This window comes from Helicobacter baculiformis, assembly GCF_900197685.1.
GTDB classification, from domain to species: domain Bacteria; phylum Campylobacterota; class Campylobacteria; order Campylobacterales; family Helicobacteraceae; genus Helicobacter; species Helicobacter baculiformis.
In genome coordinates this window covers 1-22053 of sequence record NZ_FZMF01000004.1, presented here as the reverse complement: position 1 = coordinate 22053, position 22053 = coordinate 1, and the positions used below count along the sequence as shown (strand labels likewise).

General features: G+C 45.5%; 22 protein-coding genes and 1 pseudogene. 14 read left to right on the top strand and 9 right to left on the bottom strand.

Features of this window, described 5'->3' with window-relative positions; translation table 11 throughout:
- Positions 1-319: 319 nt before the first annotated feature.
- The 4 genes from C6G87_RS01065 to C6G87_RS01050 form a co-directional block, all read right to left on the bottom strand.
- The gene (locus C6G87_RS01065; protein ID WP_104751704.1) at positions 320-1312 is read right to left on the bottom strand and encodes an alginate lyase family protein; all 993 of its coding nucleotides are present in this window, start codon (positions 1310-1312) and stop codon (positions 320-322) included.
- Positions 1313-1513: 201 nt separating this feature from the next.
- Positions 1514-2782 carry an aminofutalosine deaminase family hydrolase gene (mqnF, locus tag C6G87_RS01060; protein ID WP_104751703.1) on the bottom strand — a complete coding sequence of 423 codons (1269 nt, stop codon included), beginning with the start codon at positions 2780-2782 and terminating at the stop codon, positions 1514-1516.
- Complete coding sequence (locus C6G87_RS01055) at positions 2779-4038, bottom strand: amidohydrolase family protein (RefSeq protein WP_104751702.1); 1260 nt, start codon at positions 4036-4038, stop codon at positions 2779-2781. Before C6G87_RS01055 ends, mqnF begins: the two co-directional genes overlap by 4 nt.
- A 9-nt stretch (positions 4039-4047) precedes the next feature.
- On the bottom strand, positions 4048-4773 hold the full coding sequence (locus tag C6G87_RS01050) for a cytochrome c biogenesis protein CcdA (RefSeq protein ID WP_104751701.1): 726 nt from the start codon (positions 4771-4773) through the stop codon (positions 4048-4050).
- A 90-nt stretch (positions 4774-4863) separates the two neighbouring features.
- On the opposite strand from C6G87_RS01050, the gene C6G87_RS01045 reads away from it, so the two are divergent.
- From C6G87_RS01045 to C6G87_RS01020, 6 genes are all read left to right on the top strand, one after another.
- Positions 4864-6273: a DEAD/DEAH box helicase gene (locus C6G87_RS01045; protein WP_104751700.1), complete on the top strand. Its 1410-nt coding sequence runs from the start codon at positions 4864-4866 to the stop codon at positions 6271-6273.
- Positions 6274-6321: 48 nt separating this feature from the next.
- On the top strand, positions 6322-7425 hold the full coding sequence (locus tag C6G87_RS01040; protein WP_104751699.1) for an SPFH domain-containing protein: 1104 nt from the start codon (positions 6322-6324) through the stop codon (positions 7423-7425).
- A gap of 6 nt (positions 7426-7431) precedes the next feature.
- The gene (locus tag C6G87_RS01035) at positions 7432-7959 is read left to right on the top strand and encodes a DUF2393 family protein (RefSeq protein WP_104751698.1); all 528 of its coding nucleotides are present in this window, start codon (positions 7432-7434) and stop codon (positions 7957-7959) included.
- Between the two features lie 50 nt (positions 7960-8009).
- Positions 8010-8582: a hypothetical protein gene (locus C6G87_RS01030; RefSeq protein ID WP_104751697.1), complete on the top strand. Its 573-nt coding sequence runs from the start codon at positions 8010-8012 to the stop codon at positions 8580-8582.
- Between the two features lie 76 nt (positions 8583-8658).
- On the top strand, positions 8659-9150 hold the full coding sequence (locus tag C6G87_RS01025) for a flavodoxin (protein ID WP_104751696.1): 492 nt from the start codon (positions 8659-8661) through the stop codon (positions 9148-9150).
- Positions 9151-9167: 17 nt separating this feature from the next.
- Positions 9168-9722, top strand: coding sequence for a hypothetical protein (locus C6G87_RS01020; protein WP_104751695.1), 555 nt, complete (start codon positions 9168-9170; stop codon positions 9720-9722).
- A 129-nt stretch (positions 9723-9851) separates the two neighbouring features.
- On the opposite strand, the gene C6G87_RS01015 is transcribed toward C6G87_RS01020, so the two are convergent.
- From C6G87_RS01015 to C6G87_RS08595, 3 genes and pseudogenes are all read right to left on the bottom strand, one after another.
- Positions 9852-10520: a non-canonical purine NTP pyrophosphatase gene (locus tag C6G87_RS01015; RefSeq protein ID WP_104751694.1), complete on the bottom strand. Its 669-nt coding sequence runs from the start codon at positions 10518-10520 to the stop codon at positions 9852-9854.
- A gap of 56 nt (positions 10521-10576) precedes the next feature.
- Entirely contained in the window at positions 10577-12403 is a 1827-nt protein-coding gene (locus C6G87_RS01010) for a hypothetical protein (protein WP_104751693.1), read from the bottom strand.
- A gap of 537 nt (positions 12404-12940) precedes the next feature.
- Positions 12941-13153, bottom strand: a pseudogene (locus C6G87_RS08595) (transposase); the annotation flags it as partial.
- Positions 13154-13228: 75 nt separating this feature from the next.
- Here C6G87_RS08595 and C6G87_RS08455 point away from each other — a divergent pair.
- The 8 genes from C6G87_RS08455 to C6G87_RS00970 all read left to right on the top strand — a co-directional run bounded on the left by C6G87_RS08455 (position 13229) and on the right by C6G87_RS00970 (position 19244).
- Positions 13229-13402, top strand: a complete 174-nt coding sequence (locus tag C6G87_RS08455; RefSeq protein WP_233708940.1) for a hypothetical protein — start codon at positions 13229-13231, stop codon at positions 13400-13402.
- Position 13403: 1 nt separating this feature from the next.
- The gene (locus tag C6G87_RS01000; protein WP_104751692.1) at positions 13404-13865 is read left to right on the top strand and encodes a type II toxin-antitoxin system death-on-curing family toxin; all 462 of its coding nucleotides are present in this window, start codon (positions 13404-13406) and stop codon (positions 13863-13865) included.
- 14 nt (positions 13866-13879) lie between these two features.
- Positions 13880-14209 carry a zinc ribbon domain-containing protein gene (locus C6G87_RS00995; protein ID WP_104751691.1) on the top strand — a complete coding sequence of 110 codons (330 nt, stop codon included), beginning with the start codon at positions 13880-13882 and terminating at the stop codon, positions 14207-14209.
- A gap of 52 nt (positions 14210-14261) precedes the next feature.
- Complete coding sequence (pseB, locus tag C6G87_RS00990; RefSeq protein ID WP_104751690.1) at positions 14262-15266, top strand: UDP-N-acetylglucosamine 4,6-dehydratase (inverting); 1005 nt, start codon at positions 14262-14264, stop codon at positions 15264-15266.
- Positions 15259-16515, top strand: coding sequence for a bifunctional phosphopantothenoylcysteine decarboxylase/phosphopantothenate--cysteine ligase CoaBC (gene coaBC, locus C6G87_RS00985; protein ID WP_104751689.1), 1257 nt, complete (start codon positions 15259-15261; stop codon positions 16513-16515). Before pseB ends, coaBC begins: the two co-directional genes overlap by 8 nt.
- Positions 16508-17260: a hypothetical protein gene (locus tag C6G87_RS00980; protein ID WP_104751688.1), complete on the top strand. Its 753-nt coding sequence runs from the start codon at positions 16508-16510 to the stop codon at positions 17258-17260. The genes coaBC and C6G87_RS00980 overlap by 8 nt, the downstream gene beginning before the upstream one ends.
- Before the next feature lie 63 nt (positions 17261-17323).
- Positions 17324-18433: a molecular chaperone DnaJ gene (dnaJ, locus tag C6G87_RS00975; RefSeq protein ID WP_104751687.1), complete on the top strand. Its 1110-nt coding sequence runs from the start codon at positions 17324-17326 to the stop codon at positions 18431-18433.
- A 10-nt stretch (positions 18434-18443) separates the two neighbouring features.
- Complete coding sequence (locus C6G87_RS00970; protein WP_104751686.1) at positions 18444-19244, top strand: NYN domain-containing protein; 801 nt, start codon at positions 18444-18446, stop codon at positions 19242-19244.
- A gap of 100 nt (positions 19245-19344) precedes the next feature.
- Here the strand turns inward: C6G87_RS00970 and speA are convergent, their stop codons facing one another.
- Both speA and C6G87_RS00960 read right to left on the bottom strand, forming a co-directional pair.
- The gene (gene speA, locus C6G87_RS00965; protein WP_104751685.1) at positions 19345-21213 is read right to left on the bottom strand and encodes an arginine decarboxylase; all 1869 of its coding nucleotides are present in this window, start codon (positions 21211-21213) and stop codon (positions 19345-19347) included.
- 298 nt (positions 21214-21511) lie between these two features.
- Positions 21512-22053 (bottom strand): sulfite exporter TauE/SafE family protein (locus C6G87_RS00960; RefSeq protein WP_104751684.1); only part of this gene is annotated, 542 nt, incomplete at its 5' end.

The window sequence follows — 22053 nt, the reverse complement described above, 5'->3', positions numbered from 1 at the left end:
GAGCATATAGTGCTCGTTAAATTATCCCTCTTGTGGCTTTTCTTGGGATAGAGATTAAACGCAAGTATCAATGTTCATATTCATAGGTGGGAGAAGCCACTCTTGGAGGAGAGATGTTAAGACGCACTTAAGAGGGGCAGATTCTTGATGATCCTAGAATCTCTATAGCTATAGCTAAAGTTAGGGGGAGGGTGTCGAGGTCTTGCTTTCAACGCGGAAGTTTTAGTAGGCATCTTCGAAACTAAAAGTCATTCCACGCTGATTTTGAAACCCAGTCCCATTAGCTTAAAAAAAGCTTAAAACCGGGCAGGATTCTTATTTAATTTTTTATTAAATCACGATTAAATTGCAATCTAAAACGGTCACTCTCAAAATGGTCTTGTTTGATTGCCTGTTGTCCCGCTAAACTCTTAGAATATTTGTTTAGTAAAAGAAAATAGGCATCATGGTGGACACCTACTAAGTTTGGTTGATAGTAAGGAAAGGTCTCAGGGTTGAGCACCCATTCTGCGGTTTTATTGTAGGCTTTAAAAAGTTTTTGCGCTGCACGGCTGTGCCATAGATTAAAGCCATTCTCTGCAAGCAGTTGTCCGGCCACACTGATAGGTTCAAGCGCAAAATGTGTATAGGCAATACCTTTAATGCCCTTAGTGGGTCCGCCGTTATAGTTGGATGTATTGCTACGCACAATCTCTTTTACCATCACGCCGTTTTCATCAATGGCATTTAAAATCCATTTTTGCCACTTATCCGCCATCCTTAAAAGCAGATCGCGATCGTTGGTAACAAGCGCTGTACTCACGCCAAAAAGCACGCTCCAAGCCCCAATATTATTGTCTTTGCTATAACGCGCATAGGCTAACATGTTACTAGAGAATCGTTCAAACATATGACTAGCGAATTTTGAGCGGATAAAAAGGTAAGCCATGTTCATATAGGGCATATAGAAATTGATCAAATTTTCAGCCTCCTTTGAGCTAACCATTTCAAGGCTTTGAGACCATTTCTCTAAAATCTCTCGAGCCCTTTCTGCATATTCTTTTTTTCCACTTGTCAGAAAACCTAAAGCCAAATCGTAGGATAAAGTGGCCGATCTCTTAAACTCTGCACTACATAGATCGGCTTTTCTTTCACCTGTTGGGGTATAGTGTGGCAATGTATTAAGTTGCACACACGCTTGAATTTCTTTCTTAAGTTTTCGATGCAAATGAATAGCGCGTTCCAAATCATCGGAACGAAAATCCTTAAAAAAATATTGCGTAGATTGCAAAGTACTTAAAAGACATAACCCCAAGAGGATCATTTTTACCATCATGTTCCTTTTAACTCGTATCTAATAATTTTGCCCTTTGGAATAGGGAATATAAGACCCCAAGGCGAGCTGTCCTGTCTGAATTCACGATCTCCACTAAAGTTAGAATCTCCTCACTTTAGTTATTGAGAAGTATGTCAAATGTTCCCTTTAAAGATACTCTTGAGTTGAGTTATTGCAAACGATGCAAAACTTCAAGGGCTAGAAATGACGACTGCTTAAAGAACCGGGGATGACGCGCCTGCCTTGAATGTAGAGCGCGCGTGCCTTTTGGGCTTGGAGGATTCTTAAGAGAATGTCTAGGGGGGTGTGGGCTTTTTTAGCGCTAAAAAGTACCAAATCCGCATCTTTGCCCTCTTGCAAAACCCCATTATTCAAACCCAAAGCCTTGCTAGCATGCGCGGTGCAAGCCAGCAATAAATCTTGCGCGTTGTGCTCTAAGGGGCCGGGTAAAGAAAAGAGGGCATGGCGCAATTCTTCTAAAAGATGGACATCCAAATTAGAGCTCTTCCCATCGGTGGCTAAGACATAGGGTAAAGCCAAAGTGCGCAAACGCGCCACTTCTAACAAATGCCCGCTCAAGAGGCGATTAGACCTAGGGCAGGTGATGATGTGGGTTTGTGTGGCGATTTGTTGGGCGTGCTTAAAATGCTCTGGGCGGGCAAACAGGGCGTGTACGAGCAATAGGTGTTTGTGGGCAAACAAGTTTAAGAAGTCTACAACCCCCTCAAAACTGGGTGCAGGGTTTGCCACCCCCAAACTCTCTTGAAAAAAGCGCCCAAACCATCCCCTCCCGCTCTCCAGCCACTCCAATTCTGCATGCGATTCTAAAAAGTGCGTAGAAATGGGCGTGTGGGCATCTGCCCTCTCCAGCACCCGTTGGGCGAGTTCTTTATGCACCGAATAGGGGGAGTGGATGGCAATGGCCGGGGTGAATTTAGGACTCTTGTATTTTAAGCTCCGGGCGTGGCGCTCTTGGAAATCCTTAAAATTTTGCTCTAAAGCATAGGGAGCGCTCCCGATGAGTTCATCAAAAAAGACCACTCTTAAAGCAGAATGCGCCAAAATCTCGCGCTCTAGCCCATAACTGCTAATCGCCCCCACACTGCCCACCCCGCTTTGCAACTGGGCACGGATGGCGTGGTGGATATGCCTTTTAGCGTTGTGAAACACCGCGTTTCTGTGCTGGATCACACTGCTTAGCCACGCTTCAAAACTGCCATAAGTGAAGGTGTCTTTGTGGCTAGAAAATTCAAAATGGATATGGGCGTTGATGAGTGCGGGCATGAGCAAACAATGTTTGTAAAACGCCACAGGCGCGCCCGGATACGCGCTTTTCAAATGCGCCAAAGGACCCACCTTGACAATCTGCCCTCTAAAGATCACCACCCCCCCATGTTCTAGGATAGTAAAGGAGGCATCACATGTAACAAGTGTGCTTGCTGCGATGATCTCTGGGCTATCCTTCATAAATACACCACCCCATCAGCGCGCATGATCCACTCCACGCGTGCCTTTAAAACCTGCTGGTGGTAAATGCTTGCTGGGTTGTCTACTTGGCTTTTGCCCTTTAAATCCACCAGCATTAAGCGCGCTTCTTTGCCCACCTCCAAAGCGCCGCAGTTGAGCCCCAAAAAGCGCGCGGGGTTGGTGGCGATGAGCTCTATTAATCGTTGCAAACTGATACACCCGCTTGCCACTAGGTGCGTATAAGCCAGAGGGAAAAAAGCCTCAATGCTCTGCATGCCAAAGGGCGCGTCTTCAAAAATATGCAGACTTAAAGGGTGGGTGTAGTGTAGGCTGGTGAGCATGTCAATTTCTTGAGCCAACAACGCGCGCAAATGCGCTTGTTTCTCCTTGTCTTTTAGGGGGGGGAGAATCTTGGTGCGCGGGTCGTAATGCTGGTAAATGCTCTCCTCTAAAATCAAATGGTGCAAGGGGGTTTGCACCCATAGGGGCGCGCCTAAAGCCCTTGTCGCGGTGATGATTTTAAAGGCATCTGGTTCTACCACACTATCTAAGAGTACATCTAGTTGGGTGTGCAAGGCTAACCCAGCGACCTTACCCACCTCTTTGACTTGAATGAGCGGGCTCACACTGGGCAATCCTAGAGCATACGCTAGGGGGGTTTGATCCATGATCCCCATGCTAAAACGCCCCTCATAGCCCCGCACGCCACACACTAATTTCAAAGAGAGCATGCGCGCGTAATCCAGCACGGGTAAAAGCTTCTGCCCCTCTAAATTGTAAAGATACAGGCATGCCTGAATAGAGGCAGGGAGCATGGCGCGCAAAAGGGCGAGGTCTTGCAAGCGTTGATCGCTCCCTAAAGGGTGCAAGCAGATCACATCCCCACAGGCGATCGCCTCCCGGGCTGCGCCATAATCTAGAGGGCTAAAAGCGGTGTCGCTATACTCTTGGGCAAATTCTAGAGGCTCCATGTCCGCTTCTTTAAGAGAGTAGAGCGGGGCTAGGGGCACACCCATTAAAGAACCCACCCCCCCCTTATACGCCTGCGCTTTCAAATGCGCATAGGTGGGTCTGTTTAAATTGTGCAAAAACACCCCTAAATCTATAGCGCTGGGCAATAATGTTTTGAACTCACAATCCAACACTTCTTCATGGGCATGGGGTTTCAAAGACGCGCCTATTTCTGCAACCAAACCCTTTAGCACGCGTACGCACACACAAGCCCCCCCCGCTAACCTAGCATTTTTCAAGAACACACAGCATCCTTAACTCAACCACGCGCTCAGCGATTCGATCTTGCCACTCATAATTAAAACACCCATGAGCAATAAAATTGCCCCCGCGCCCATCTCAATGGCGCGCATGTGGCGTTTAACACTTTTGAGCAAATTTAATGCCTTATCCAACGCAAAAGCCACAAGCAGCCACGGAAGCCCAAACCCGGCAATAAACACCCCCAAAAGCGTTAAGCCATAAACCTGTTCGCTCCCACTCAAAAGCACAATGCTAGTAAAGATAGGTCCAATACAAGGAGTCCAACCCAAAGCAAAACCCATGCCTAGCACGACGGGCAGAAGATGGCGCAAAAAGGCGTTTTCAGACGCGATATTGAAATGAAGCCCCTTAGAGCGATAGAGAAAATTCCAACGCAAAACCCCTAAGAAATGCAAGCCAAAGAGCATCACCACCCCCCCAGCCGCCACGCGCACCCATATATTCCCAAAAAAATTATGCAGAATGCGCGCCATAGACGCGCCCAAGAGCCAAAAGACGATCCCAAAACCTAGCACAAACAATCCCGCTTTGAGCAACACGCTAAAGCGATTGGCGCGCGCGCTCTTGATCTCTTCTAGGGAGGTTTGGCTGATGTAAGAAAGATAGGCGGGAATGAGGGGCAGAACGCAAGGGCTCAAGAACGCTAAAAGACCGGCTAAAAAAGAGGCGATCAAGGGGGTTTGATCAAAAACAGACAAGAGGGTATCCTCTAGCATGGGCGATCCTAAGATTTTTCTGATATAATAGCGTGAATTGCTTTAGGATTATCCCCAATTCAACCCCAGTAAAAAGGTTACCTAATACCCATGCCAACACAGAGCGTAGAAAATTCTAGCATACCAGAAAGCCCTTCTGTGAGTTTTAAAGATTTGGGCTTGCACCCTAAGATTTTAAAATCCATCGCCGATGCGGGCTTTGTGCAACCTAGCCCCATTCAAGAAAAAGCTATTCCGGTGATTTTGCAAGGCAAAGATGTGATCGCCCAAGCCCAAACGGGCACGGGTAAAACCGCCGCTTTCGCGCTGCCCATCATCCACAATCTCAAAAACGATCAAAGCATAGAAGCACTCATCATCACCCCCACGCGCGAATTGGCGATGCAAATTAGCGATGAAATTTTCCGCTTGGGCAAGAATTCGCGCACCCGTACCATTTGCGTTTATGGGGGGCAGAGTATCCGCAAGCAATGCGAGCTTTTAGAGAGAAAACCCCAAGTGATGATCGCCACTCCCGGGCGACTCTTGGATCATCTCAAACACAAGCGCTTGAAGAACTTTGCCCCTAAAGTGGTTGTGCTAGATGAAAGCGATGAAATGCTAGACATGGGCTTTTTAGACGATATTGAAGAGATCTTTGACTATCTGCCCCAAGAGGCGCAAATTTTGCTCTTTTCAGCCACCATGCCCCCCCCCATTAAAGAGCTTGCGACTAAAATTTTGCAAGACCCTGCCTTTATCCACATCGCGCCCAGCCATGTAACCAATACCGACATCTCACAACGCTTCTATGTGATCAACGAACACGAACGCAACGAGGCGATCATGCGCTTGCTCGATAAGGAAAACCACCACAAGAGCATTATCTTTATGCGCATGAAACGCGAAGTGGACGAATTGCACCAGTTTTTAGTGGAGAGGGGTTATAAGACCACACCCCTACATGGGGATATGGAACAGCGCGCGCGCCAAGAATCCATCAAAGCCTTTAAATCCAAACGCGCTGATGTACTGGTAGCGACCGATGTAGTCAGCCGCGGGTTAGACATTAGCGATGTCAGCCATGTTTTTAACTACCATTTGCCCTTGAACACGGAGAGTTATATCCATCGTATCGGGCGCACCGGGCGCGCGGGCAAAAAGGGCATTGCCATCACTTTAGTAACCCCCCTAGAATATAAAGAGCTCTTGCGCATGCAAAAAGAGATCGGCTCTAGCATTGAGTTGTATGAAATCCCTAACATGGATGAAGATCGCCTTGTGCGCGCGCTCTCCAAAGTGGAGGTGGATGAAGAAGTGGTGAGTTTGTATGAGCGACTCATGGAGCAATTTGAGAGCGCTCAACTCACCTTAAAACTCTTGAGTTTGCAATTCAAAAGCCAAAAAATCTCTTTGGATTCACAGGCTTTAGAGCGGACCCCCCCTAAAAAACCCTATAAAAGCTCTAGAGCCCCTTCTAAAACCCCTAAACACCCACGACAGGGTTACAGACAAAGGTAACAGAATGGATACACTCTCTATTTTAAGCCTGAGCGCGCAAGGATAGCCATGCCCATTGATCTCAACGAGCATCTCAAAAACAAACAATCCAACCCCCGCCCAGAAGCCCCCAAGAACTCCGATCAACCCAATAAGCCCCCTCCTTTTAAACCCACTCTGCCCCCTAATTTTTTACAATCTAAAAAATTTACCGGCTTTGTTATCATTTTGATCGTGTTGGTGTTGTTGATCTTGGCAAAGCCTTTCATGGTGATCCAATCCGGGGAGATTGGGATCAAAGTTACCGCCGGGAAATACGATCCCCTACCCTTGCAACCGGGTATTCACTTTTTCATCCCCATCGTGCAGGATATTTTGGTGATCGACACGCGGGTGCGCACCATCAATTTCTCCCGCACTGAAGACATGGGCATTGTGGGCAAGAATCAGGGTATTTTTAGAAACGATGCGATCAATGTGATGGACTCTAGGGGCTTGACGGTCTCTATTGAGCTCACCGTGCAATACCGCTTGAACGCCCAAACCACCCCCCAAACCATCGCCACTTATGGTTTGAGTTGGGAGCAAAAGATCATCAACCCGGTGGTGCGCGATGTGGTGCGCTCGGTGGTGGGGCGTTACCCGGCAGAAGATTTGCCCATCAAGCGCAATGAGATCGCCGCGCTCATCAACACCGATATCAATAAAGAAGTGTCTAAACTCCCCAACGCCCCCGTGCATTTGAGCTCGATTCAATTGCGCGAGATTGTTCTACCCCCCAAGATCAAAGAGCAGATCGAAAAGGTACAGATTGCCCGTCAAGAATCCGAGCGGGTGAAATACGAGGTGGAGCGCGCCAAGCAAGAAGCCCAAAAGCTCGCCGCGTTAGCCAAGGGGGAGGCGGACGCGAATCGCATTAAAGCCCAAGGGGTGGCGGATGCGATTGTGATTGAAGCTAAAGCCAAATCTGCAGCCAATCTGAGCATCGCCCAAAGCCTTACGGATAAATTATTGAACTTGCGCCAAATTGAAGTACAGGGGCAATTCAACGAAGCGCTTAAAGCCAACCAAAATGCCCAAATCTTACTCACCCCCGGGGGGGCTGTGCCCAATATTTGGCTAGACACCAAGAGCAAGCCCAAAGCTTTAGCTGTGCAAGAGCAACATAAATAGTGCCTAATGCATCCAATCTTACAGCATATTCTTGAAACCCTACAACGCTTTTGGGAGCAGACAAGCCCCCTAGCCCTTTGGGTTTTTGGAGGACATTATGTGCTGTTTATGATCTTCTTTTCTATGGGAATCATCTTTAGAGGCGTTGTCTCTGCGCTGTGTTATATACTCTCTTTTGTGGCGCTCTTTGGTGCGCCCTTTGGGGTGCGCTACGCTACAGAAGAACAATTTTTTAAGATACAAACTACCATCGAGCACGCCGCTGCACTCGTTTATACAAACGCTTTTATTGCACAGGTTAAGATCAAGAATGAGGGAAGATTGGATATAAAAAAATGCGTCTTGCGCTTGGATGTGCTCGACCCCTTTCATAATAAATTACAAGAAATCCTCTCCCACTGGCTTTTTGCTAAAACTTATATTAAAACCTTCAATGCCTCCTTAGCGCGCCAGCAAGAACACACCTTTAATTGGAGCATTGACAATTACCCCTACCGCAAAAACCCCTTCAAGCTTTCGGCTAATTGTTATTGATGTGCGTCTTAAAATACGCTACAATCCCTCATCAAACTTAAAGGAAAATCATGTCTAGGCGTATCGCTTTAACGCTAATAGGCGCGCTCATGCTAGGGGCGTGCACCCCCACCCCTAAAAAACAGGCTTTTTTGAAAGACATGCCCAGCTGGATGATTCAAGATCGGAGCATGTATGTTACTCAAGGAATCGATAGTTCCCATGTGATCAATGGGCAGGTGGAGCGCTCTGAAGGGATTGCTAGAGAACGTGCAAAATTCCGCGTGGCGATCCACATCGCCAATAAGATCAAGGATGTTTTTACTGCTACCCAGAATGCCAAGCATAAACCCTATGACGATGATGTTTTCAAAGAAGTTACCCGAGCCATCGCAACAAGCTTAGATAAAGAGGCGCAGTTAGGTGAGTATATCAACCCTAACAATCACGAGGTATTCATGCTCGTGCGAGTCAATAGTTATAGCGCTGAGCGCTTAGAAAAAGGCCTATTGGGAATCGATACTCTAGACACGGAAACGATTAAGCAAATCATGCTGGGTGTGAAAAAAATCTTTGATGAAGTGGCTTTAGAAAGTGATGCTCAGACCCATCACGATTTCACAAAGGAGCGCGGAGGGCGCTAGGCGGGGCTTGATATTTTCGTTAAACTTGGCTACAATGAATACAGCACTCGATGCTAAATTTTGTTAAAGGATATGTATGGCAGTTGGGATTTTTTATGGCACAGACAGCGGGAATTCTGAAACGATTAGCAATAAGCTTTCTGAGAAATTGGGCGGAGCTAAAGTATTTGATGTGGCTAAAGCTTCTAAAGCAGATTTTGACAGCTTTAGCTCAGTGGTTTTGGTTGCTCCTACAGCGGGGGCCGGGGATCTACAAAGCGATTGGGAAGATTTTTTAGGCACTCTGAGCGAAACGGATTTTGCCAATAAAACAATCGCCCTAGTAGGACTTGGTGATCAAGACACCTATTCTGAAACCTTTGCAGAAGGGATTTTCCATCTCTATGAAAAAGCCAAAGCAGGTAAAGTTGTGGGCTTCACTTCTACAGATGGCTACACCTTTGAGTCTTCTAAATCTGTAGAGGGAGGGAAATTTGTTGGACTAGTTCTTGATGAAGATAACCAAGACGATCTAACCGATGGGCGCATTGAAGCATGGGTCAATGAGGTTAAGGGCTCTTTAGCTTAAAGGAAGGTGGGCGTGTCATGGCATTGAAAACCACCACCCTAGCGCTGGTGCTCGTATTTGCACTAGGGGCGTGCGCGCCCAAGCATAAAAAACAAGTTTTTTTACAAAACATGCCCATGTGGATGGTCCAAGATCGGAGCATGTATGTAACTCAAGGAATTGACAGCTCTCATGTCATCGATAACCAAGTGGAGCGTTCCGAAAAAATTGCTAGAGAGCGTGCTCGTTTTCGTGTGGCGATTCATATCGCTGACAAAATCAAGGGAATTTATACGGCTGCCCAAAACGCCGAACAGAAGGCTTATGATAGCGAGATTTTTAAAGAAATCACCCAAGCTATCGCGGCAAGTCTAGACAGAGAAGTGCAGTTGGGCGAGTATATCAACCCTAATAATAAAGAGGTGTTCATGCTTGTGCGTGTTAGTAGCTATAATGCTACGCGCCTACAGCAATTACTAGATGACATTGAGGTGTTAGACACCAGCACCATCCAGCAAATTATGCATGGGGTTAAAAAGGTCTTTGAAGAAGCCATTGATTATGACGATGTACAAGTACCTAAGAGTATGTAGTGGCCGCGCTATCGTTCTACAAGTCCGCAAGCTTGGGGCTTTTGTGAGGCTGATGCGAGTGTCCGTAGCGGGCCACACAATGCAGAACATGCAAACCTTGATGGCATAGCGGCTTTCTATGTTTCGGTTTTAGGGGATGTTTGCAGTTCCAAGAGACTCCAAGAAATCCTTACATTGCTGTAGGGCTAAAAAGCGGTGCGAAATCGAGTTTTTCTCTTGGATATGATCCATACTCAAGGTGTAACCTTTTGGGATAAAGAGGGGATCGTAGCCAAAGGCTTGGGGATTAAGGGGCGCTTTAAAGACCTTACCCTCGCACTCCCCCCTAAAAGTTCTTTGTTGCAATACCCCTTTCACTCTAGCATGCATGGCAATAACACATACAAAAGAAGCGCTTGACTGTGTAATCCCCAACTCTTCCAAACAAGCTAAAAGCTTGAGGTTATTGAGCGTATCACTACATTCTTTTTGAGGAATGGCAAAGCATCCCTGCAGAATCTCTTGAGCCCCCTCTTGTATAGAAGCAAAGCGCGCGCTATAAATACCGGGCATGGCATTCAGTGCATCTACACAAATCCCACTATCATCAGCAAGGACGCAATAATCTCCCTCTATTCCTTCTAAAAGCTTGTAAATGCTATGCGCCTTCAAATGCGCGTTCTCTTCGAAAGTTACGCCATTTTCTACAATGTCTATCGTATCTAAGAACGCACGGTAACTCTTCACATTAAAACCGCTCAGAATCGACTGCACTTCCTGAAGTTTTTTGGCATTGTTGCTAGAAAAGATAATCTGCATGGCTACTAGAGCTGTTTAGATCTTACTCTGCCCAGCCAGGGCCGGGCATGGACAATTCACGAGTGCCCAAATAGGACCGTGTAGGAAGCGTAAAAATTGAAGTTGTGGAAAGTCTCATGAACGAGGAAATGGGTAGACCCTGCTTGTAAATTGATCACTCTAGGAATCAAAGGACTGCTCACACCCAACTTCACAATATTGCTTCCAAGCTGAAACCTGAGCCCAGCATTCCAATGGACATTAAAAGAGTACTTCCAATAGGTTTGGAGGGCTTTAGTGGTCAGAAAATAGTGGCTGTTAGTGCCAAATAGCCCTGCAAATAGTCCGCAATAAAGACCGCTTTGGGTTGCCGGGGCTTTGAAATCATAGAGCAGATCCCCTCCCAAAGCTACGCGTGCTCCCTGCATGCGATTAAAGAGAGGGGATTTTTGGAAAAGAGGGCTTTGTATCCATTCATACCCTGCACTCGCCTGTAGAGAAAAACCTAAGCGACGACTAAAGAAGTGTTGGTAACCCGTGATCACATTTGCGTTGTAGCCCACATTGGAGTAAAACTTAGAAGCTCCATTGATGGTATCTACAAAACTGCCCAAGCTGGCATGAACAGCGCTTGGAGCGCTCTGTTGAGTGGGCATGCCTGCTACAGCCTTGATAGTAGCCATGGTATCAGCATCTTTGATGCTAGTAGCATAATTTTGATAGTGAAAGCTAAATTTGTCATCGGGAGCGGTGGGAGCTTTAAACACAGAGTCGGCAGTGGGGATCACCCTCCTATAGTCATCCCCTGTGTGAACCTGCTGGATAATATTGGAATCAGTGTTATACGCATCAGAAAGTTGCCCTTTTAGGTATGCGACCCTATTCGCATCTTTTAGCTTTTGTATCTCCCTAAGCTGATCTACATACCAAGTTTCACAGGCAACAAGCTTCAACAGGTCTAAATCATGCAGATCCTTACTAACATGCAGTCCAGCCAACAGGCCTGAGAAAGCCTCCCCAAAACTATGTTTATCGACAGCCCCCCCCAAGCCACCTACCTTGATAACCTTAGAAGCCCCCTCATTCATAGCCATATAGTAACCCACTTTTGGCTTACCCCCCCTATAATGAGGATCTGCATTCACCAGTGCGTTCAGATCGCGATAGATCTGAACAGCACTATCAACACTGGCATGACGTGCAGGGATGCCCTTAAGATGATTAACCAGATCGTTCCGTACGGTCATATATTTTGCGACACCCTTATCGTACTCTTGTTTTTCTTTCTGATAAACACTCTGCGCCTGCTGGTATGCCTTGTTGCTCGAAGCGAGCTGTTGGTTATAGCTCTGGACTTCGTTCATAAGATCTTTTTCAAACCCTGCTAACAACTTCAAGGTGTCAGAATACTGCTTAATAACTTCCTGATTCGCCTTGGCTGTTTCTGTTGTTCCTGTTACATCCGCCATAGCTCCGAGGGCTTGAATCTCTGCTTCAATTCTCGCCTGCAACTCATCACACTTGCCGGTGTTTTTGCCAACATCCACCGAAGCCAAACCTTTGAGAGACTTACCATCAACCCCTACCTTCGCCACTTCCGTATTAAGGGCATCCAAAGCCGCGACCAACGCTTGCAAATCCTTATTAAGCGCAGCCTGTAAAGACGTAACATTGGAATGCTGAACCATTTCTAACAAATCCGCATATTTGGAGAAGAGACCGCTAGCAGGCTTACCTGCTACATTTTGAAACGCTGGAGCATCTTGATAAGCAGAAAGGACCTCGTTTTTAGCCCCAAAACCAGCCCCGAAGAAAAATCCATTGCGAATATCATCACCTGCCAAAGGACTCAAAGACACACATAAGCATATAGACAAGCCTTGATAAAGCTTAAGTTTCCCCATGAAAGACCTCCGTTTTCCGAGTGTCAACCGGTTGGTTGCATTCCCCGAAGCATCCTTTAGTTTCCTTTGGTAATACTTTGGGTATGCGTAATGTAGCAAAAAAAAATCGGATTGTAGCGGATATGGTAAATAAAATCCTTAAAATAATTATTATGTTACCATAAGAAACATATATACTCACATTTCGTAACAAATGTGGGTATTTTTGCGAAAACTGCCCGCTTAAACTCCATGTTTCAGAATCATAAGATGATCTTTAAATGTTTCTATAATTCACATTTGAGCAGATAGTGTTAAAAAGAAACCCTAGAGGTCTTGAGTTGCCAAGAGAGTTCTCTCAAACACGAAAGTATCTTTTGGTAACATAATGGGACTTATGCGAACATCTCACGCATCACTTCCCAGTGTGTAAAATTCCGTCCTTCAGGACAAAGATTAAACATCTAAGCTAAGTAGTTAGCAACTAAAACAATGCGAACAGCCACCTACTAAAACAAATGCGGCGCGTTTGCTGAGTGAGATTTCTACCAAAAATGCTTAAGCAGGGGTTTCTTGTTTTTGGATATGCGTTTAGTCAACTCCAAGAGAGCGCCTCCACAGCTTCCGGCAAAACAGCCAGGAGACCACAAGTTCTTCATCAAACTCCACTAACTCGCTTTCAAAGTCTTCGCACACTTTTTTAAAGGCTTCTCATAGAAAGTTTATCACTTCTTTAGTGAACGCTTTGCACCTATACTTGGCTACAAAGATATCAATAAGCTTTGCCATAGACCAATATTAACATTATGCATGATACAATGACCGAAATATTTTGGAGATAAGTGTATGCCAAGTTTAAAATATACACAAGTCGAAATGAAACAGCCATTACATGAAAAACAAATGGAAATGGACGAGGAAAAGCGCGCAAAAGTTGTACAGGAAGCCCGCATGGCATACCGCAAAAGACTTGAAAACCCAGATATTTTAGCGGTCTATAAAAGATTGGCAGACAAATAGCTTGATTCACATTAGTATTGATGAAGCCGTTGATATGCACGATGAGATGTTGGAATTAACCGGAGGATTAAAAGGGGTTAATCCTACCAATTTAGGTTACCTTGAAAGCGCGCTTGAACATATTGAACATATTAAAAATGACGATCATTGTCCAACATTTGAAAGCAAAATAGCGCATCTTTTCTTTTCATGTGTCAAATCTTATCCATTTCCAGATGGCAACAAAAGAACGGCTATTCGTCTTTGTATGCATCTATTTTTGATTAATGAAGGAAAAATTCCAGATGATTTAGAGGAAAAATTAGAAAAAGTTGTATTAGACGTTGCGGAAAATAAGATTTCAAAAGATGAATTAAAGACTATCTTTGAAAATTTTTCGGTAAAGGCGAAACAAGAATGTGAGGATAAAAATATACAAAACACAACATTTCCACATAGCATAATTACTCATAAGCGATTATGAAATAAAAGAGTGACTTGAATAGGTCTATTCTCGACATTTTATTCTATCAAATTACTAAATTCTTAGAATACAAGCAACAGCGTAATGGCAAACTTTTTATAAAAAGAGACATGGCGCGTTTCTCTCCTCCACAATGGATAAGTCATCATTACGGAAATATCAACCACCAACCTAAGCTAAGTCAGTATTGCTGTCCTGTGTGTAGATACACAGAGCATAGAGATGTCAATACTGCTAAGAATATCTTAAGACTAGGATTAAAGTCTCTTGGGTTAGGAATTAGCCTTGCGGACTATAAACGGCAAAGCCTTTCGAGTTCAGAAACGCCAGTTTCTGTTAGTTAAGAAGCTCCTCCCTTTAGGGAGGGGCAGTTCATTCTGTAACAAAAGGAAATAAATGGGGTTTTTGGATCATAAAAGCGTGCTCATCACCGGGGGCACGGGGAGTTTTGGGAAGGCGTGCACGCGCGCGCTTTTGTGTGCGCACAACCCTAAAAAAGTGATCATCTATAGCCGTGATGAGCTCAAACAATACCAAATGGCGCAACGCTATAACGACCCTAGAATGCGCTTTTTTCTAGGCGATGTGCGCGATAAAGATCGACTCTGCGCGGCGATGCAGGGGGTAGATGTCTGTATCCATGCCGCTGCGCTCAAACATGTCCCCATTGCCGAATACAACCCCCTAGAGTGCATCAAAACCAATATCCTAGGCGGGAGCTATGTGATTGAGGCGTGCTTACAGGCGCAAGTAGGGCATGTCATTGCTTTGAGCACGGATAAAGCGAGCAACCCGATCAACCTCTATGGCGCGACCAAACTCTGCAGCGACAAACTCTTTACTAGCGCTAACAACATGAAGGGCAAGGCGCGCACAAAATTTAGCGTGGTGCGTTATGGGAATGTCGTGGGGAGTAGGGGGAGTGTGGTGCCTTTTTTTAAATCGCTTGTGGCACAGGGCGCGCAGAGTATCCCCATCACCGACACGCGCATGACCCGTTTTTGGATCACCCTAGAAAAGGGGGTGGATTTCGTGCTCAAGAGTTTGGAGCGCATGCACGGGGGGGAGATCTTCGTGCCCAAAATCCCTAGCATGGAGATTGTGCAGTTGGCTAAAGCCCTTGCCCCCCACTTGCCCTTAGAGATTATAGGGGTGCGCCCCGGGGAGAAATTGCACGAAGTGATGATTAGCTCTGATGACAAAGCCCTAGAATTTGCGCATTTCTACATTTTAGAGCCGGCCATCTCCTTTCAAACCCCTATAGATTATCGCAAAACCCTATTAGGGGAATGTGGGGTGGAGGTATCTGAGGGCTTTAGCTACAATAGCCTAGACAATCCAGACAAACTAGACGCGCCCACTCTTTTAAACATGATCGCAGGCTTGGATCGCCATGCTTGAGACTTTAGATTGGCTTTATGCCACCACACCCCTACAGGGCAAACGGATTTTATTATTGGTGAGCGGGTCTATTGCGGTCTATAAGTCTTTGGACTTGGTGCGCGCTTTTATGAAAATGGGCGCGCAAGTGCGCGTGGTGATGAGCGCGGGCGCATGCCAATTTGTCCAGCCTTTGAGTTTTGAAGCGTTGAGTCAGGCAAGCGTGCTCACGCCCAGCAGTGAGCGTTGGAATTTGCAAGAGGGGCTGTGTGCAAATCACATCAGCTACGCCACATGGGCGGATTTGGTGGTGGTCGCCCCGGCTAGTGTGAACACCTTAGCTAAACTTGCCTGTGGCTTGGCAGACAATGTGCTGTGTAGCACATTTCTAGCCAGCTGCGCGCCCAAAATTCTAGCCCCTAGCATGAATACCCAGATGTGGCTAGCCCCCCCCACTCAAGAGAACTTAAAGCGTCTAAAGGCTTTGGGCTGTGAGATTGTAGAACCTAGGGTGGATTTGCTCGCGTGCAACACCACAGGCAAGGGCGCGATGGCGCAAGTTTTAGAGATCGTGTGTGCAGGGGTGCGCGCGTTGGAGCGCACGCCCTTTTGGCAGGACAAGGAAGCGGTGGTTACAGGGGGGGGGAGTGTGGAGAATATTGATGCGGTGCGTTGTATCTCCAATCATTCTAGCGGCTTGCAGGCTAGCGCGCTAGCTTTGGTGCTTTACTTCAAGGGCGCGCGGGTGCGCTTGATTTCTAGCGTCTTTCCCCTAGCCTTGCCCGCTAGTATAGAATCCATCGCCCTTAAAAGCGCGCAAGAATATTTAAAAGCCTTGCAAGCTAGGCAAAACCTCCAAAATCCCCCTTTTTTATTCATGCTCGCTGCCATTAGCGATTATAAACCCGCTCAAACCCATGCGGGCAAACTCAAGAAACACGCGCTAGGCGCGCGCTGGTCTTTGGAGTGTGTGCAAAATGTAGACATTTTATGCGCCCTGCAGGGGTATTATAAAGTCGCCTTCAAGGCAGAAGAAAATCTAGATCAAGGCTTGCACAACGCCCAAAAACTCTTAGAGAGTGTGCAGGAGGGGGGGAAGGGGTGCGCTGTGGTGTGTCTGAATACCTTAGAGCAAAGCCCCTTTGGGGCGCTAGAAAACCAGATGTACTTTTTGAGCGCGCGGGCGTGTCGCCACAGCGCGCGCACCGACAAACTCCGCTTGAGTTTTGAGATTTTGGACTTTGTGCAAGAGGTGCTAAGCGGTGCTTAACCCCATTAGCGCGCTTTTAAGTTTACAGCAACTGCAAAATTTGCTCAAAGACAACCCACAACACTTTAATGCGACACTGCCCCTATTGCTTAAAGTGCTTGAGAAGAAGGGGGCACAAAAATATCTGTTACAACTAGGTAATCAAATTGTGGAGACCAAAAGCCAAAAACCCCTAATTGTTGGGCAGAATTATTGGGCATTAATGCAAAAAAGTTCTGTAGGGGCGATCATGCTCTCTAATCTAACCCCTCAGCCTAAAATTGTCGCACAACTCAAAAATGCGCCCCTGACACTTGAAATTAAGGACTTGCCCACGCTTTTATCCCAAGAAGATTTTAAGGGGTACAAAGAGACGCTGATCCAACACCTTACACATGCCACAACTAAACAAGATTTTTTGCTCTTGGGTAACCTCTTGCTCTCTTTGCAACATCAGGTAGCAAGTTTTGTAATTAGGGATAACCATAAAGAGGCGCTCTTGCAGTTTAAACCTAAAAAAGCCAAACAACAACGGCTGGATTTTTACGCGCTTTACCCGCATTTAGGCCCTCTACAAGGGAGCATTATTTTCCATGACCCGGGATTAGAGTTGTATTTGAATGTTGCGTATGAAAGTGTAAGAACGCTCTTACAAGCACATCAGCACAAGTTAAGGGGTTTTGAAAATGTGCATATTGCCACTGCCACTAACTCCATTGAACCTTTATTTGACTTTGAGGAAAGTTTGCTAGATACACGAGGCTAATTAACAAGAAGCTTAGTGGTTTTAGGCTAAAATGCACCTCTAGAAAAGTAGCGAAGGGTTGTTGTGGAATATTACGAAGTCTTAGGTGTCGATAAAGGAGCAGATAAAGAAGCCCTAAAAAAGGCGTATAAGAAACTTGCTCTAAAGTATCATCCCGATCGCAACCTTGGCGATAAAGAAGCAGAGGAAAAATTTAAAGAAATTAACGAGGCCTATGGCGTTTTAAGCGATGATGAAAAGCGCCAAATTTACGATCGGTATGGTAAGGCAGGTTTAGAGGGACGCATGGGGGGAGCTGGATTTAGTGATTTGGGAGATATTTTTTCAAGTTTCTTTGGAGAAGATTCTATTTTTGGAAGCGCTTTTGGCTTTAGCAAGCAGGAATCCCGCAACAAGATTCCTAAGGACTTATTGTCCCCTCTAGAGTTGAGTTTTAAAGAGGCGGTTTTTGGATGCAAAAAAACCATGAAAAACCGTTACAAGGTGTTATGTCAAGATTGTTCAGGAAGCGGTGCTAAACAGGGCAAGCTTAGTACTTGCGCTGTGTGCAAGGGCAAAGGGCAGACTTTTGTACAACAAGGTTTCATGACGCTAACGAGCGTCTGTTCTAGGTGTCATGGTAGTGGGCAGATTGCTACTGAGGCGTGCACGTCCTGTAAAGGCGAGGGGTTTGCATGGAAGCATGAAGAGTTCAGCCTAGAAGTTCCGGAAGGTATCGATGAAGGGAATCGGATTCGTATAGCGCAACGGGGCAATGAATATAAATCAGGAATGCGTGGGGACTTGTACCTAGAAGCGGCTGTGGGGGAAGATGAACATTTTATACGCAAGGGAGCGCATCTTTTTATCGAGGTTCCGGTCTTTTTCACATCGATTCCTTTGGGAAGTAAAATTATAGTGCCTGCGCTCAAACAGGATTTAGAACTTCAAATCCCCCCCAATACCGCTAATCGTGCGCAATTTGTGTTTAAGAATCAAGGGGTAAAGGATGTCAATGGTGCGCGTCGTGGGGACTTGATTGCTGTGATTAAAATTGTGTATCCCGAACAACTTAATGAAAAACAAAGGGAGCTCTTACTTAAGCTACACGAAAGTTTTGGTTATGAGAGCGAGCCTTACAAAAATGTTGTCGAAAAAGTAAAGCAGTGGTGGCAAGATTTGAGGCGTAAATAGAAGAGGCTTGATGGAAAAATTGGCAATTTTTGTGGATTGGGAAAATTTGCGGATTGAGTTAGAGACGATCCAACGCCATCATAAAGAATTTGGGGAGCGGTTTTTTAATTTTAACAATCATGACCATCTACATGCATTCTTTAGGGCTTTTATGGAAAAAGATGAGGTGTTGATGGATGATAAAATTTTCTTATATGTGTCCACACCTTTAAAGGAATGGGAGGGACAGATCTTAGATCATAGTATGGATGGTTATAAATTGGAGCGCTACAAGCAAGAAAATCCAGAGGAGTACAAAGAGGCTAGGCGCAAATCTGACATTACCAAGATCTTTAACCAAGAAATGCGCTTATCAGGGTTTTTCGAAGTGCGTCAAGTGAAACTTAAAGTAGAATTTGAGGAGCGGCTTAACGAGGAATATGTCAAAGAAATTAATAAGAGTGTCAAAATGCCAACTATCAAGCCTAGATTAAAGCAAAAACAAGCCGATACCTATTTAGCTGCTGATGTGGTCAAGGTTAGTTGTAAGGATTGGGCGGATAAAATTTTACTTTTTAGCAAGGATACAGATATGGTTCCCCCTTTAGAATACGCCAAGCAGGAAGGGCGCAAGGTCTTTGTAGCCCATGTTACGGAAAGTGGCAACTTTGTTCCTAATGCGCTTAGGGAAGTTGTGGGCAAAGTTGGAATCCGTCAAAAAACTATCAAGGAAATTTTATCTCATATCCCTAAAGGGGCAACTAGGTTGCCTGCAGAAAAAACACATCCCAATGCCCCCTTCAATCCTCTTAAAAACGCTTTCAAACAATAACTTGAGAGTTGGAAGTTTTAGACTCGACTTTTGAAGTGGGGGCTGTAAGGCTTGCCAGATGGGCACATTCCAGTCCCCTAGCTTCTGGCTACAAGATGCTTCAATCCTGTAAAGCTAATGTGCGTAAATAGCCATTTTCACTTAGCATTACATACAAGCGCCCCAGCACTTCCTTTTTGCCATCAAGATCCAAAAGCGTGCTCTCTTCGATCTTTTGCTTTAGGAGTCGTTCGATCTCTTTGGTGTCGTAATCCAAATCCTCTAGCGCGTCTAAAATCGTCTGAGCCTCTATAATATTTTCAATATGATAGGGTTTTTTGCTGTCTGTGTCATGGACATAGACACAACACTCTGTAGGGTGCGTGAAGAGATTATGGCGCATGCCTAGCACCTCTTGATAGGCTCCCACTAGAAAAAACCCTAAAAAATATTCCTCATCACGCACATTCACATCATGCAAAAAGAGGGGTTTGTTCTTATTAAAACTAATTTCCCCATCGCTATCGCAAGTGATGTCCCATAAGCTCGCGCTGCGTGTGGGTGCGTTTTCTAACTTGTGCAAGGGCATGACTGGGAAACTCTGCTTTAAGCCCCAATAATCGGGCAAGCTTTGAAAAAAGGAGCAATTGAGCAAGTAGCGTTCTTGTACCTGTTCTTGGATACGAATAATGTCGTTGTGATCCTTATGACTCAAAAATCCGATGGCTTTTTTGATAATGAGATGCCCTAGCACCTCTGCATTACTGCGATCCTGTAAATCAATATAGCCCAAATCAAAGAGAGTAAAGAGAGATTCCATGTGTTCTAGGCTGTCATGCAGGTACTCAATGGCGTTTTTAGCATTGATATTATGATAGAGATCTTCCATTTCCGCCACTAAGGGGGGGTTATGTTCTTTGAGGTGTAAAATACTCTCATCGTAATCTTGAGAAAAGAGTTCGAGCACAGGGGCGACTAAAACGGCATGCGTGGCACTGATAAAACGCCCCGATTCGATGAAAATATTAGGTTCTAATTCTTGTTTATTTTTGACGATTTCTTTAAGCAAAAACACCACATCTCCGGCAAATTCTTCAAGAGTGTAATTGCGCTCACATTGTTGCTTGTGTTGGGCATACTCAATGGCTAACCCTCCCCCAATATTCACACTATCTAAATTAAACGCCCCCATTTTGCGCAATTCAGCATAAATATTGCCCGCTTCTTTGAGGGCTTTTTTAAGGGGGGTGATATCGCTAATTTGGCTACCAATGTGAAAGTGAATCATGCGCAATTGAGCAAGCAGAGCATGATCTTCTAAAAGACGCATGGCTTCTAGAAGTTCTGTGCTCGCTAAGCCAAATTTGGCATGGATGCCCGTACTCTTTGCCCACATGCCTACCCCAGAGCTGTGCAAACGTACGCGAATCCCTATTTTGGGACAGAGTCTACTACTCACAATCTCGCGTTCGCGCGCCACTTCTAAGATAGTCTTGAGTTCGTTAAGCCCTTCAATAGTCAAAGTAATATCTGCCCCCATGCTTGCAGCGATAAAACCTAACTCAATCATTTCCTTATCTTTAAAGCCATTCACGGTAATGGGTGCGCCCTCTTGCACATAACTCATCGCCAAAATCAATTCTGCCTTGCTCCCCGCCTCCAAACCATAACATCCCCTGAATTGCTTAGAAATTTCTACTAAGGGTAGAACAAAATGAGGCATGTGATTGACCTTGAGAGGAAAAACCGCTTTAAAAGCCCCGCTGTAGTGGTATTGACTAATCGCATGCGAGAACATGTCAAAGAGTTTTTTAACCTGCTTGCCAATAAGATGGGGAAAGCGTAAAAGTAAAGGACCTTTAAAGCCCTGTTCACGCATGTCGAGCACAATGTCCATCAAGCTGGGCTGACATCCAGCGTTGATCTTGACCAACCCTTCATCGATAAGAAAATCTTCTCTACCCCAGTAATTTAATCCATAAGTTTGCATGCACACCCCTAAAAGACTGCAGTATAGCAAAAATGCGAGGGTTATATGCTACAAGCATTGAAAATTGAGGTATAACTCTGCGCTTACCTGCTAAATTTACCAACCGCGCCGTAAAGCCCCTAGCTTAGTTATTGGGAGTATGTCAATCACTAGCATGCTATGCAACTTGCGCCTAAAGAAACTAGAGAGCATGGTTTAAAACTCTTTGGCAGAAATCCCACTTGGCAAACGCGATGCGTTTGTTCCCTACGGGCAACATCGGACAAGGAAGCCCAAAGTCTTAACACATTTGGGCACTTCACAGCCATTTATAAATGGAGACTGCAATGGCACAGGCATAGACACCTAAAAGCGCGCGTCTGTGCCATAGAGCACCCACTAAGGGTACGAGTTTCACCCCCAAAATCACCCCCCCCACACTCCCAAGCCCCACCATCAAACCCCATTGCAAATCATGCAAATCTAATAAAGAGTGGTGCGCTAGAGAAATGACCCCGCTGATTGAAGAGAAGATCACAAAAAACAGCCCCAAAGGCACGCTTTGTTTGGCGGGAATTTTAAGATAGTACGCCAATAAAGGCACCATTAAAACCCCCCCTCCAATCCCCAAACTGATCGCAAACACCCCTGTGAGCGCGCCAATGCCTAGCAGAAGTGTTTTTTGTTTGCGCCCTAATATCAAGGGCTCTTGTGCCAAGGGGACACTTTTAGATTTGAAAGCAAAGCGTATAAAGGAGTACAGAGTCACTAAGATAAACGCCCCTAAAAGCACTTTATGCGAGAAAGTGCGCAAAATCAGACCGCTAAAGCTCGCCCCCACCATGCCCCCAAGCCCCACAT

Excerpts from the sequence above, each read along its gene's own strand:
- C6G87_RS01065 (WP_104751704.1), bottom strand. The coding sequence starts at position 1,312 with ATGGTAAAAATGATCCTCTTGGGGTTATGTCTTTTAAGTACTTTGCAA.
- mqnF (WP_104751703.1), bottom strand. The coding sequence starts at position 2,782 with ATGAAGGATAGCCCAGAGATCATCGCAGCAAGCACACTTGTTACATGT.
- C6G87_RS01050 (WP_104751701.1), bottom strand. The coding sequence starts at position 4,773 with ATGCTAGAGGATACCCTCTTGTCTGTTTTTGATCAAACCCCCTTGATC.
- C6G87_RS01045 (WP_104751700.1), top strand. The coding sequence starts at position 4,864 with ATGCCAACACAGAGCGTAGAAAATTCTAGCATACCAGAAAGCCCTTCT.
- C6G87_RS01040 (WP_104751699.1), top strand. The coding sequence starts at position 6,322 with ATGCCCATTGATCTCAACGAGCATCTCAAAAACAAACAATCCAACCCC.
- C6G87_RS01035 (WP_104751698.1), top strand. The coding sequence starts at position 7,432 with ATGCATCCAATCTTACAGCATATTCTTGAAACCCTACAACGCTTTTGG.
- C6G87_RS01030 (WP_104751697.1), top strand. The coding sequence starts at position 8,010 with ATGTCTAGGCGTATCGCTTTAACGCTAATAGGCGCGCTCATGCTAGGG.
- C6G87_RS01025 (WP_104751696.1), top strand. The coding sequence starts at position 8,659 with ATGGCAGTTGGGATTTTTTATGGCACAGACAGCGGGAATTCTGAAACG.
- C6G87_RS01020 (WP_104751695.1), top strand. The coding sequence starts at position 9,168 with ATGGCATTGAAAACCACCACCCTAGCGCTGGTGCTCGTATTTGCACTA.
- C6G87_RS01015 (WP_104751694.1), bottom strand. The coding sequence starts at position 10,520 with ATGCAGATTATCTTTTCTAGCAACAATGCCAAAAAACTTCAGGAAGTG.
- C6G87_RS01010 (WP_104751693.1), bottom strand. The coding sequence starts at position 12,403 with ATGGGGAAACTTAAGCTTTATCAAGGCTTGTCTATATGCTTATGTGTG.
- C6G87_RS08455 (WP_233708940.1), top strand. The coding sequence starts at position 13,229 with ATGCCAAGTTTAAAATATACACAAGTCGAAATGAAACAGCCATTACAT.
- pseB (WP_104751690.1), top strand. The coding sequence starts at position 14,262 with ATGGGGTTTTTGGATCATAAAAGCGTGCTCATCACCGGGGGCACGGGG.
- coaBC (WP_104751689.1), top strand. The coding sequence starts at position 15,259 with ATGCTTGAGACTTTAGATTGGCTTTATGCCACCACACCCCTACAGGGC.
- C6G87_RS00970 (WP_104751686.1), top strand. The coding sequence starts at position 18,444 with ATGGAAAAATTGGCAATTTTTGTGGATTGGGAAAATTTGCGGATTGAG.
- speA (WP_104751685.1), bottom strand. The coding sequence starts at position 21,213 with ATGCAAACTTATGGATTAAATTACTGGGGTAGAGAAGATTTTCTTATC.